The following is a 13769-nucleotide window of genomic DNA, read 5'->3' as shown; positions in this document are numbered from 1 at the left end:
AGGGGCTTTATGGCTATACTGGTAAATTTAGATGTCATGATGGCGAAAAGGAAGATGAGTTTATCTGAACTTGCATCTAAGGTTGACATTACATTGGCTAACCTGTCAATACTCAAAACGGGCAAAGCCAAGGCAGTGCGTTTTTCAACTCTTGAAGCAATTTGTGAAGCCTTGGATTGCCAACCGGGAGATATCCTTGAATATGATTCTGAAAAGTTAAAGGGGGAATAGTTTATGGAAGAATTAAATAACCCGAAAATTGAAATAAGTAGTGTTGGTATGGAAGAAAATATAGTGAAAAAGGAGAATATTTATCTTCTGATAGGTTCTATTATACTTGCAGTGGTCTATAACATCTTATTCTATGAGAAAGAATTAGGTATTTCATATCCGATTTTTGTTTTGGCTTTTTACGGTGTGCTGTTATTTACTTTACGAGATAAAATAGTATTTAAAATTAATTTTGGAACGATGTTAACCATTCCGATTGTTATGTTGTCTTTTGCCTATATGTTTTTTTCAAATGCGATATTCATGTTTTTTAATTTTCTGATAATACCAATGCTAATATTCATGCAGACACTGCTTATAACAAATAACAACGATTACAAATGGTTTGATGCCAGATTCATACTTGATTTATTGAATGCGTTATTTGTTAGAACCTTTTCTTATATATTAAAGCCTTTCAGTTTAATATCAAAAATTTTGAAAAAGAAAACTAATTCAGGAAAGGCTTCGGTTATAAGCAAAGTGGTCATAGGCTTGTTATTATCCGTACCGTTAATAGCAGTGGTAATTGCTCTGCTTTCTGAAGCTGATGAGGTGTTCAGCCATTGGATGGGGAATATTTCCGATTTGTTTATAAACTTAAGCATTGGAGACTTTACTGCACAGTTGATTATTGGGCTAATAATAGGCTCATTAATATTCAGTTACCTTTGGAGCCTTTATTATCAAAATAACAGGCAAACAGGTAAAAATATTGTGGACAATGTTCAAATAAGGAAGGTTTGGGATCCTGTAATAGTTTTAACTATGCTGATATCAGTGAATCTAATATATGTTGTTTTTACAATAATACAGTTTACGTATCTTTTTGGAAGTATAAGCTCGTTACTGCCACAGGGTGTTACTTATGCTGAATACGCAAGAAGAGGATTCTTTGAATTGGTTGCTGTTACATTAATAAATGTCAGCATATTGACAAGTATAATAAACCTCACCAAAAATGATAATGCAATTGTATCTATGGCCTTAAAAGTTTTGAATACACTGCTGGTTGCATGTACAATGGTTATGCTTTTATCTGCTCACTTCAGAATGTCGCTTTATGAGGAAGAATACGGGTATACTTACCTTAGAGTTTTTACACACGCATTTATGATATTTATATTTGTTATACTCATTGCAACTTTGATCAAAGTTTGGAGAGAAAGTTTTTCATTACTAAAATCATATATAGTTGTTGCGATAATCGCATATATTGCAATAAACTATTTTAATGCAGATGTATTCATTGTAAATAACAATATCAGAAGGTTTGAAACTAACACAGGAGAAATCATCGATACTTATTATCTGACCAGTCTTTCAGATGATGCAGTGCCTTATATGGTAACGCTTCTTGGTAATAAAAATGAACAAATTTCAAGTGATATTAGACATGAGCTTAAGTTAAGGAAAGAGAGACTTGCAGAGAAAAATGACTGGCAGTCTTTTAATTTATCACATTACAGAGCAAAGTTGGTTCTGGATGAATACGGACTAAATTAATTATATTGACTTTTGATAAGGCAATAAAATATAATTGCTTGTAATTGGAAAAAATAAAGGAGGAGATATTTTGTTGAAAAAATATTTATGTATGTGCGTTGCTGTTCTGACCGTTTTGCAGATAACCCTAGGTGTAAGTGCTAGTGAGCAAATGCCGGTAAAAACTATGGCTAATACTGAGATTAAGATGCTCAATGCGGATTACTGGATTGACAAAATAGAGGATAGGGACAAGGTTATAATGTCTCTTGAGGAAATCCAGACATATAACAAGGAAATAATGGAGACGATGTCAAACGTTTCATATGATCTTCCAAATTTTTCTGAAAAGATTACCAGAAAGTCGCTGACTGCACATGTAGATATAAGCTTTCCAACAGCTCCGTGCTTTATTAATGGAATAGAGGTTGGAGAAGAATATTGGGATAAACTAAGGGCGCAGATTAATACTGCTGCTATCAAGGATGAAAATGAAGTAAAATTTGGATTCACGGTAACAAGAACAAACTTAAAAATATTTCCCACCTCTGATATAGTAAGCGATGCAGCAAATGATTTTGCATTTGATCAATTCCAGAACACAGCTGTACTTGCTTATGAACCTGTACTAATACTTCATCAGAGCCTTGATGCAAAATGGTTGTACATATATATGCATAACTGCTCAGGATGGACTTTGGCTTCAAATATAGCATTTTCTAAAGATAAAGCAACTTGGCTTGCACAGCAGAAGAGTGTTGAAGAAGGACAATTTCTTGTTGTTACAGGAAATAAGATAAAGCTTGATTACAACTTTGAATCCCCGGAACTGTCCGAACTGGAATTTTCAATGGGAACAATTCTTCCATTGGCAGAGCAATCTGAAATCCCTGCTTTTGTAGATGGAAGGGCACCTTATGACAGCTTTGTTGTAAAGTTGCCGGTAAGGAATGAAAAGGGTGAAGTTGTTTATAAACTTGCTTTAGTACCGGTATCAAAAGATGTATCTATTGGGTATCTGGAATTTACCCGTGAAAATATACTTAACCAGGTATTCAAACTGCATGGTGACAGGTATGGCTGGGGAGGAATGCTTAATGCACGCGATTGTTCTTCACTCGTACTTGAAGTTTACAGGTGCTTTGGATTTAGGCTGCCAAGAAATACAGAATCCCAGGTAAAATGTCCTGGTAAGACGCTTAACGTTGAAGGCTTGAGCGTAAAGGGAAGAGAAGCTATGCTGGATGAACTGCAGCCGGGAGCGGCGCTATACTTTCCAGGTCATACAATGATATATCTGGGAAAAGATCAGGGACGTTACTATGTTATCAGTGCACTTGGAATGTATGCAGAATTCCCTGATGGCTCAAAAACTGCAAATATAATTAGAACCCGTACGGTAGTTGTAAACGATCTCAATGTAAAAAGAGGAAGCGGAAAGCTCTGGATCGAGTGCTTGACTGCCGGAAAACAGTTTGAGAAAACTGAATTTGCAGATTTGACTGGCTACAGCAAAAAAGAAGAAATAGAAAATCTTGCGGACAGGTTTATTGTAAGCGGAAAGAACGACAACATGTTTAATCCACTTGGAAGAATAACACATTCGGAGATTTCCAAAATACTATCAATAGGTTTTAAGGTTGAGCAAGACAAGGAATATGCCTTATCGACCTTTAGAGACCTTAAAGACAGCTGGTGCAGCGGATATGCCGGTGGCCTTGCGAAAGCAGGATATGTTGATATCCCTAACAACAAGATGTTTGAACCGAATAGACTGGCTGATTTTGATTATATGAAATCCATTGTAACTCTTGTTTTGAAAAAGAACGGCATAGACACAACTACAACTGAAGGAAGTCAACTTGTGACAGAGATTTTAAAAGTTGATGAAAGCTCTTATAAAGGTATTAAGAACAGCTTGATGACGAGATACAAAGTTGCTGTAATAGTCGATAATTTACTAAAAAGCATAGCTGAGTTGAAAAAGTAACACCGATCAAGTTTTTATGCAGGTCTCTAAAGCTAATTTGGGGACCTGTTTTTATCCTTCTTGGAGTGAAATGAAAGAGGCTAAGTTAAGGAAAAAATAGAATTTACCCGTGAGGAGTTGAGTCATTCGATATGATTAAGTTGGAAAAACATGAAATGAATAAAATTGAGGCACTATTTAAAGATATAGAAGAAACTATGATTTGGTCATGCTTGCAGGGACATATGGGTAACGCATGGGCAGATAGTAATGAAGATCCTACATGTGCACAAATTCTTACAGGGGATTTTTGTTGTTATGCAGGGGATACATCATCTTATGAATCACGTTTGCTAGTTGGAAATATACCGGCTTTCTTCAGTAAGCCTAATATTTTGATGATACCTCAGAATAAGTTCTGGGGAGAGCTGATTGAGGATGTGCACAGTAATAGATTTAAGAAGTTTAATAGATATGCTACAAAAAAGGAGAAGGATGTTTTTGACATAAACAAACTTAAAGGCAATATTGATAAACTTCCGAATGAGTTTGAACTGGTGCCAATTAATGAGCGTTTATACAATCAGTCCATTGAAGAAGAATGGTCGTATGATCTTTGTTCTCAATTTTTATCTTATAGTGATTACAGCCAGCGAGGGATTGGATTTGGTATTTTACATTCCGGCAAGTTGGTAAGTGGTGCATCATCTTACACTATTTATGATGAAGGAATAGAGATTGAGATCGATACCAGGAAAGAGTACCGCAGAATGGGATTGGCAAAGATTTGTGCTTCCAGGCTGATAATTGAATGCTTGAATAGAGGTCTTTATCCAAGTTGGGATGCCGCCAATAAAGAATCTTTAGCGTTGGCTGAAAAGTTGGGATATCATTTTGACAAGGAATATGCTGCCTATATTGTTGAGTGTTGAAAAGATAAAAGGGATTTACGATATAAAATTGTTAAATAGAAAACTAATGAGTTTATAAAAGTTTAACATATTAAGAATAGGTGTTTACTTGAGATTTATTTCTATTAGTGTTAAAATATTTACAAAGCATCGAAACAATATTTTAGCAACACATTAGTCCTTTCAATTTACAATTCCACTGAGCTACTTTCTAGAAAAATGTTTTTTATAATTCAGGTGATTTATTTTAATTATATTATTTAATTTATACGAGGGAGTTGATTATTATGAAGCGAGTTATTTTGATGTGTCTAGTGGCCCTGACATTTATTATGTCCTGTTGTACTGTTTATGCTTTGGATCTACCACCTAGTATTAGTGGCGCTATAACTTTGCCAAATGGCAAGGTGGCACCAAAAGGGGGTATTAAGCTGAAAGTAATTGCAGAATCCTCAACATCCACTTCTAGCCATGAATATGTTATCAATGAGGGGGAGAGAGGAACTGTCTATTCTATGTATATTTATTCTCTTGGTACCGGAAATAAGGTTAGGTGTGAACTAACGGAACCTATCGAGGGGTATTATGATGTAAGTTATTATACCGGAGATAGCCAGCAACCATTCGAATATTTTGCTAAAACATTAACTGAATATGAAAACTATTCTGATATAAATATTACTTTAGTAGAGAGCAGAAAAGTGACAGGTACATTAATACTTCCCAATGGATTGACTTCTCAAAGTGACTCATCGGTTAGCGTAAAAATATCAGCACAAAGTGATCCCCATTTTGTTTTTGACGCTGATCCACAGAGGTATTTATATTTTTCTGAGAGTGTCAATGCAGTTATTAGAAAAGGTGAAAGCGAGGGAACCTTTGAAGTTAATCTCCCATTGTATTCTCCAGGATACTATTTCAATTACAAGATAAATGATTATATTTCTGGCGTACGTCCAGACTCAAGTATACTTGATGACAGAATTGCTGTTCTTGAGGATATGCAATTAAGTCTGCCACTCGAAAGAGGGGATATTATAAAAGGTAAAGTAAGCCTCCCAGATGGTGAAATTGCTGGAACTGGAGGTTGTGCTGTAACAGTATCAGCATTATACTACACAACACATACAACAATCGCAGGACCAACACAATATGAAAATTATATAGATCGTGAAGTGGTGATACCCGAAGGGGCTAACTCTGCCAATTATGAAATTACTGTATATCGTGAATATTATGAATATTATATGCTTTATAGTCTAAAATCAAATAATTATATTGATAGAGGATACTATTCAGCGACTGGTACATTAACCCAGCTTGATGAGAGTGTATGCAATTTGGAAGTTAGCGGTGATATGGATAATATTGATCTCTGTATATTAAAGGGTACAAAGCTGGGAGGCAGAATTATATATCCTTATGGGCAAGTATCTCCAGATGATTTAAAGGGTAGTTTGCAAATAGTTTCTAATAATTCTATTTTTAGAGATTATGATTTCACTATTAAAAAAGGCAGCACATATACAGATTTTGAATATACTATGCCGTCTGATTTGAAAGATTTTACATTACAATATTATATAGAAAATGGTAATAATATATGTCCAAGATACGGTTATTATGGTGATATGGGGACAACTACATATAGTTCCAAAACTCAAAAGCTGGATGCTCAAAAGGACACAATAAATAATTTGCAGATACCAATTCTTGGATACGAAAAAATAACAGGAACAATAAAATTACCTGATGATATGGATAGCTTTGATACAAATCAAGTATTAGAAGTTAACGCACAAGATAAAAATGATGATGGTTTAAATTTCTATAAGTATATGGACGCTTGTCTGCTGAAACCTGGTGAGCGTAGTTCTTCCTTCGAGATACTAGTACCTCAGGATTTTGATGAAGTTATTTTATCGAGTTCAGTTTCAAGGGACTTTACTAGTGAGGCAAAATTAATTATTGGTGGATATCTTGGTGACGATGGTATGGTTCTTGATAAGGAAGATGCAATTTTTATTAATCCCGGTCAACCAAATTCTACAGGTCTTGAGATAATACCAATTAAAGGTGAAAGAATATGGGGCACTCTAACAGTATCAGATAGTTTATCGGATATGAGAAAAGGAGGATTTTACCTTGATTACAGTTTTGTAAATGTAAATGGGGAAGATTCAAGCGACAGTAAATATTACTCATGGGTAGACGATACAATTAATTCCAAGAAATTCTTCATAAACATTCCCCCTAGATATATGGGAGAAAAATTTGTGTTAAAAATACGTTTAAATAATTATAAAGGGCATGAATTTTATTTAGGTGAAGGCTGTGTTACTGAAAATCCTAAAGAGGCAAAATTGTTTACATATGATGGTACAGACCTTAAAGACCTGGTTATAACTATAGGAGAGCCAATAGAAGTATTATATGGGGACGTAAATAGCGATGGTAAAGTCAATGCCATAGATTTAGCAAAATTCAGATGCTATCTTTTAGGAACAGTTAAATTGAATGAAATTAGTTTCACTAATTCTGATCTCAACTTGGATGGTTCTCTAAATTCAATTGATTTTGCATGGTTAAGATATTATTTACTGGGTATGATTGAAAAGTTGCCAGTTAATTAGTCTTAGGCTTTTGAAGGACCACACAGCATACTGAGGCATAAAGCACTCTTTGCTGTGTGGCCTATTGCTTCAATATTTTCAGCATTTCTAAAGAGGGTATCTGTTTTTTTGTCTTCCTTATCTACACTAAGTTTAATCTACATGTTATAATACTGGTAAATAAATACTTAGTTGATAGAAAATATTTCCTTGGGAAATAGGGAGGAACCTACAAATGAACAAAAACCGATCTTTAGCAGTTATTTTTACCTTGATATTTATGATATGCTGTCAATTAACAAATGTATATGGTCTAGAAAATGGTGCAGGAAATGCTAATGACTATGGCTCTGCAAACTCTGTTGACTTTGAATATATAACACAAAAGTTCCTCAAAATATTAATAAATTTTTTACCTGCTTCAACTCAAAAAACTGTTGTAATTCCAACCTTTGTAGTAACTCCAGCTCTTGTAGCAACTCCAACACCTGTCCCATCAGTTTATCCAACTTCTGCTACTATACCTACAGTATATTTAGCCGGTGATTCTACTGTTCAGACTTATAACTCATCTTATTCTCCGCTGGCGGGTTGGGGACAAATGATCGGCAATTATTTTACCTCTGATGTTAAGTTTGTGAATAAGGCAATCGGTGGAAGAAGTTCAAAGAATTTTGTAACGGAAGGAAGGTTAGATGAAATTCTCAATGCAATTCAAAAAGGCGATTATTTGTTTGTTCAATTCAGCCATAATGATGCAACTTCGAAAAACCCTGACTGCTATGCTGACCCCTTTACTACATATAAGGAATATCTGGCAAAATACGTTGACGGTGCCCGTAAAAAGGGAGCCATACCTGTATTAATAACACCTGCTGCACAACTTAGTTATAGGAATGGTACATATATTAATGATTTTCAGTACTATTGTTATGCTATGAAGCAGGTAGCTTATGAAAAAAATTGCGCTATAATAGATCTAATGACAAAATGTTTAGATTATTATGCAACCCTTGATTATGACCAAGTCTATACGTTCTATATGGTTTCATCTAATGGAAAAGACTTCACTCACTTTACTGAGACAGGAGCTTTAGAGGTTGCCAGATTGGTATCAAATGGCGTCAAAGAAATAAATGTTCCTATTTCAAAGTGTGTTAAGTAATTATAAAGTTAAATACAAAACAGCCAAAGCTTGGAGGTTTATGGATTGGTTCGTGTAAATAGCCAATTGATATGAAGACTTATGCTTTGTAAATTCATCAAATAAAAAGTGGTTAAGTCCATTTGCTGAGCTTAACCACACAATTTTTATAAATGTTTTTTCATATATACCTTAGTATTTGCCAAAATCCATATCACCAAGAGAGATGTTCTTTTTATTATTCAATTCCTTCTTTTTTAAATTCTGTTTGCTATTTTTGCTTGCGCCCTGCATATATCCAATAATTTCTTTATCCAGAAGTTCATATCCTGACTTTTCACTAACATTTTTCCTTACTTTAAACCTGCTTACCATTTCATTAAGAGTGTCTGCCTGACTTGATAATTCCTGACTTGATGCTGCACTCTCCTGTGAGGTTGCTGAGTTTGTCTGCACAACCTGTGAAATCTGCAATACCCCCTGATTAACCTGTGCAATTCCCGTAGCCTGTTCGTTTGATGAATTAGCTATTTCACCAACTAAAACTGCAGCTTTTGAAACTCCATCAACTATTTTGTTTAGTGCTGATGCAGTATCTTTAGCTATTGTCATACCGTTTTCTGTCTTTCTGACCGTTCCCTCTATTAAAGCGGTTGTCTCTTTGGCAGCTTGTGAACTTCTTCCTGCCAAACTTCTAACTTCATCAGCTACCACAGCAAACCCTTTTCCATGCTGTCCTGCTCTAGCAGCTTCAACAGCAGCATTTAGCGCAAGGATATTGGTCTGGAAAGCTATATCGTCTATCACCTTTATAATTTTAGATATATTTGCGGATGCTGATGCTATTTCATCCATTGATTTCAACATATCTTTCATCTGGTCATTACCTTCTACTGCATCTTTTTTTACTTCCATAGCAAGTTCGTTTGCTTCTTTGGCATTGACTGCGTTCTTTTTGGTTTTCTCAGATATTGTATCCATTATTGATGATAACTCCTCCACTGCACTTGCCTGCTCTGTTGTGCTCTGTGAAAGCATTTGAGATGAATCTGCAATCTGCTTTGAACCTGCTGATACCTGATATGCTGCATCACCAATATTAATCAACACATCATTGAAAGCATCTATAATGCGGTTTAGCGAATTCTTAATTTCAACAAAATCACCTTTAAACTCACTATTTATTGTGATATTCATATTACCTTCAGACATTTGAGATAGCACATATGTAATTTCACCGATATACGTCTTTAAGTTATCTACTGTTTTATTTAGTGCATCCTTTATTAGTGCATGTTCACCTTTGTAGTCTCCATTCATTTTGACCTGCAAGTTTCCTTTCTCCAATCCAGCAAGTACACTTGAAGCTTCGCTTATAGGGTCTATTACTGCATCTAAGGTTTTGTTTATACCTGAAATAATATCCTGATATAGTCCGTTGAAGTTTTCTTCTCTTCCACGAACTTGGAGTTTTCCTTCAATAGCTGCACTAGTTAAAGTATTTGCCTCATAAACAAGGCCTTTTATTGAGTCTACAGTTTTTTTGAGTGCAGGAGATAATTCATCCTCGCTGTCTTTAATATTCAACTCGAAGTCAAAATCTCCGACTGCTATCTTATTAATCGGGACAACAATGAATTTTTGAAGGTCATCAGCATAATGATCCATAGTATTTGCAAGTTGGCCGATCTCGTCTTTTCTGTTTAAATTCAATCGGGTTTTCAAATGTCCTTTCTCTATTTCTTTAATCATTGCTACTACTGACTCAAGCGGTTTTGAAATGCTTTTGATTACTATATAACCAAATATAAATATAAAAATAATCATAATAAATAAACCAATAACAATATTTGCAATATTATAGGATCTTTTCTTATTATATACTAATTGTCTCTCTTTTGTTGCTGTGTCTAATAGCATTGTAATTTCATCCAATTCTCCACGTGCCGTTTCGAATGAACCTTCCCACTCTTTAACCATACTTTTATTTTCAATTACTTTGTTTGAAATCGCAACCCAATTATCTATATCAGTATCGAATTTTTCAAAAAGTTGAAATGCTGTCAGATTGCTTGTTTTTCCTTTATAGTCAACCCATTCCTTATTGCTGTTTTCCATTATCAACTTTGAATTTGCAACTCTTTCTTTTGCGGTCTTAATATTATCGTTAAAAAATGCCTTTAGTTTCTCAAAGTCTTCCTTAGAATTGTCTGCTAAAGCCAGTGCTTGTACTGCAGTATATGCCTGATGCAAATCTCTGTCAGCTTCTAATATAGTAGTCTCTGCAGTTCTTGCAGATTGCTCCAAATTTAGTTGACTATTTTGAGTTGCACTACTCGATTGAACTGCAAGAACTCCAAAAATTGCAACAGCGAATACAATAAAACCTAAAAGCAGATAGATTTTTTTACTTAATGACAAGTCTGAAATCCATTTCATCACTTTCAACCACTCCTTTTATTTTATAAAGTCTGGAAAAGTACCAAAAATGATTGATAAACTTATAAAAAACAACATAAAAAGATATACCACTAAATATTTCGGATAACTTTAAACAAATACTTATACTTTTTATAAATTAATGAGAGGGAAGTTTAGGTAAGAGAGAAAGATGGCTGGATTTATTTAAGTTTACAAGGTAAAAAGCCTTGTGAAAGTTTGTATTATCAATGTGAAAGAGATGAGTTTAATGGCTTGAAAGAAAATTGGACAAAAAAAATAGGTGTAACAATGAAATATAAATAATCATATTTTATATCAAAAAATGATTTAAAAACTGAATAAGTTTCGCTATTGGGGGAAGTGTTAATGAGTCTCAAAAAAAGGAACATAACTTGTTTATTATTTACTGCTTTTGTTATTGCTTTATTTATAAATACTACAACTGTATTTGAAGCTGCAAACCCAGGTGATATTTTTTTGAGTAAGACAGCTAATCAGGTTCCGGTAGCTTGCAGAACCTACGAAGTTACACTAAGAATAAATGGCACCCCTGTCTCCGGATATGGAAATGTTGATGTCGCTATTGTAATTGACAAGTCATTAAGCATGAGTACAGATTTGAATGCTGTTGAAAATATAGCAAAGCAACTTACAAATACAATAAATACTGCTTCTGGAAATCAAGTCAGTATAGGAGGGCCTTAGTTTTGACGATGCAAAGGTACAACTCGATAATTTGATTGCAGCACATCCATAAACGTTTAGGTTTACAATTAAGAAATACTCAAATCAAATAGCTGGTAAGATTTATATTGGGGGCTGAAGTTTAGCCCCCTGTACTGCACGAGAAATGACCTTGGCGACTGTTATCAAGGTTCAAATCACCAAAAAGCATATCATTTTCAGTATCTTCAATTATTAAGGTGTCAGGTAAAGCATTAATAATTTCTTCATATCGGATGTTACGCTTTGATATCTAAAATTTAGGGCTAATTCAAAGGAAATTTATCAATCATGCCAAGCAGATACTGTCTCATATAAGCGAAATCTATGGCATTAAAGGTTCCACTTCCATCTACATCAGCAGCTTTATTGCCTGTATTATTAGGGAATGACTGAATGGCACCAAGCAGGTATTGTCTCATAAAAGCAAAGTCAAGGGAGTTGATTGCTTTATCACCATTTACATCACCATATATAATTGTGCTTGCTGTCGCCGTTGGTAAATTTGTATTGGTCGGTGTAACATTAGGCTTTGGAGTCATAGTCGGTGTGGTGGTTGAATTTGAAACAGAAATAAGTTCAATACCATTTCCTGTACCAAGATTTCTGGTATATTTTTTGTCATTGGCATTATTCCAGTGTTCATGGACTCCAAGGCTTTTCAAAGCAACTCCATCCGGTTTATAGGATGTTCCAGAAGGTGGAGCATCGATTTTTGCTGCTTCATGGAGGTAATTATCTGCATTCTTCAAAAGCGTCCATTGTGATCTCATAAAATCAAGTCCGACAGAATCAATAGCTACAGGATCTTGGGATACCAATATACTTGAAGGCCAATCGTTGTTGAATGGTGCACCTGTCCATTTTTGTGGTTTGCTGTTCCATAGGTTACCGGAATATAATCCATCAACTATGTAAAGAACGGTTTTGCCGCCAAGATTTTTACTTCCCATAAGGTCAACAATTGGAGTGTAGCTTGCGCCCGATTCATTCCAATCACGCAAATCAACATGTAATGATTTAATATCTCCAGTTGTCCCAACGAGATTTTTTCCACACAGTGTAACACCAGTATTTCCGTTTGATTCTATCCAGTCACTTTTTGGCATACCATGTCTTTTAAGTATTGCCATATTGATTAAGTATTTGGCATTAACAGCAGGAGAACCAAGCTTTCTGGAGTTTGCACTTGTAATTGATTTTGAATATGTAATGCTATTCTCTGCTAATGATGTATCATTATAAATTACATTTGGAAATGAGCCGCTGCATCTGGATTTAATAGGTGCAATATTCGTTCGTGAGGAATCAAATACTGTAATATCAGATTGTTTCACACCTACCACATTAACAAGATGATTTAATACAGCATAAACCATATGTGGAGTCTGATCAATCATATTACCTGAATATTTATTATTGAGATTTACCTTTATGGCAATTTTTTCACCGGAAGTATAACCTACATTTCCATTTCCCTTGTTATTGTTGCAGTATTTAAATAAAGCATCCCATGCAGAACTAACATCATTTTTATTTACTACTGAACATACAACTTTATCAAACATACTATTTACAACAGTCTGGTCGGTGTTATTATCCGAATACCAGTAATTTGAGCTACCATCCCATTTTGTTGCATTAGGATCATGTATCCATGAAACACGTCCCGCCATAATGCCTTTAGCTGTTCCAATTGGCTCATTTGCTGCTTGATCAGTATAAGGTTCTGCAGTCACTGCAGAAGCCTCTTTATTAAAAACATATGCAGAGGAAACTCCGGCTAAAACTACTGCAACAACCAATAAGGAAACTCCTGTTATATACCGATACTGACGAAGAAATTTTCCCGATTTGCGAAGAAGTACAGAAGAACCAAATATTCCTGTAAGCCACACAACAAAACTTGCAGCTAATGGTGCTGATGCACGTTGGCATGGATAACTGGCCCTACTAGGTTTGGGAATTACGCGAATTAAAAACCATATTAGAGCTACAAATCCGGTAAACGGAAACAGCCATTTTGACCACTTTTTTTTAGGTTTTGATCTTATTACTTTTCCTGTCTTGGGACAAACAAATACATCTTGTTCTTCTTTATTAAGCATTATAAGGACCTCCCTCAAAAAATATGAAAATTACAATATTGTTCATTTAATACTTCCTCTATATATGCGAAACTATATTTGATTTTTGAGGGTACAAATTGCAAT

General features: G+C 34.8%; 9 protein-coding genes. 7 read left to right on the top strand and 2 right to left on the bottom strand.

The features are described from left to right. The first annotated feature begins 9 nt into the window (after positions 1–9). The 6 genes from ACECE_RS0205710 (at position 10) to ACECE_RS0205685 (ending at position 8412) form a co-directional block, all read left to right on the top strand. Positions 10–231, top strand: coding sequence for a helix-turn-helix domain-containing protein (locus ACECE_RS0205710; RefSeq protein WP_010245290.1), 222 nt, complete (start codon positions 10–12; stop codon positions 229–231). Positions 232–234: 3 nt separating this feature from the next. Further along, positions 235–1776: a DUF4153 domain-containing protein gene (locus tag ACECE_RS0205705; protein ID WP_010245288.1), complete on the top strand. Its 1542-nt coding sequence runs from the start codon at positions 235–237 to the stop codon at positions 1774–1776. 70 nt (positions 1777–1846) lie between these two features. Further along, positions 1847–3745: an SH3 domain-containing protein gene (locus ACECE_RS29100; protein WP_051033530.1), complete on the top strand. Its 1899-nt coding sequence runs from the start codon at positions 1847–1849 to the stop codon at positions 3743–3745. A 131-nt stretch (positions 3746–3876) separates the two neighbouring features. Then, complete coding sequence (locus tag ACECE_RS0205695) at positions 3877–4656, top strand: GNAT family N-acetyltransferase (RefSeq protein WP_010245282.1); 780 nt, start codon at positions 3877–3879, stop codon at positions 4654–4656. Between the two features lie 266 nt (positions 4657–4922). After that, complete coding sequence (locus ACECE_RS0205690) at positions 4923–7268, top strand: dockerin type I domain-containing protein (RefSeq protein WP_010245279.1); 2346 nt, start codon at positions 4923–4925, stop codon at positions 7266–7268. A 214-nt stretch (positions 7269–7482) separates the two neighbouring features. Further along, a complete protein-coding gene (locus ACECE_RS0205685) occupies positions 7483–8412 on the top strand; it encodes a rhamnogalacturonan acetylesterase (RefSeq protein ID WP_010245276.1) in 930 nt (309 codons plus the stop codon). Between the two features lie 171 nt (positions 8413–8583). Here the strand turns inward: ACECE_RS0205685 and ACECE_RS0205680 are convergent, their stop codons facing one another. Beyond that, positions 8584–10830, bottom strand: coding sequence for a methyl-accepting chemotaxis protein (locus tag ACECE_RS0205680; protein WP_026073713.1), 2247 nt, complete (start codon positions 10828–10830; stop codon positions 8584–8586). A gap of 369 nt (positions 10831–11199) precedes the next feature. Here ACECE_RS0205680 and ACECE_RS0205675 point away from each other — a divergent pair, with 369 nt between their 5' ends. Beyond that, positions 11200–11538 carry a hypothetical protein gene (locus tag ACECE_RS0205675; protein ID WP_010245268.1) on the top strand — a complete coding sequence of 113 codons (339 nt, stop codon included), beginning with the start codon at positions 11200–11202 and terminating at the stop codon, positions 11536–11538. Between the two features lie 284 nt (positions 11539–11822). Here the strand turns inward: ACECE_RS0205675 and ACECE_RS26730 are convergent, their stop codons facing one another. Continuing rightward, complete coding sequence (locus tag ACECE_RS26730) at positions 11823–13664, bottom strand: dockerin type I domain-containing protein (RefSeq protein WP_010245267.1); 1842 nt, start codon at positions 13662–13664, stop codon at positions 11823–11825. Positions 13665–13769: the final 105 nt, after the last annotated feature.

The organism is Acetivibrio cellulolyticus CD2 (genome assembly GCF_000179595.2).
Classification (GTDB): Bacteria; Bacillota; Clostridia; order Acetivibrionales; family Acetivibrionaceae; genus Acetivibrio; species Acetivibrio cellulolyticus.
Note: the sequence above shows the minus strand (reverse complement) of the source record. Positions and strands in the feature narration are given on the sequence as shown.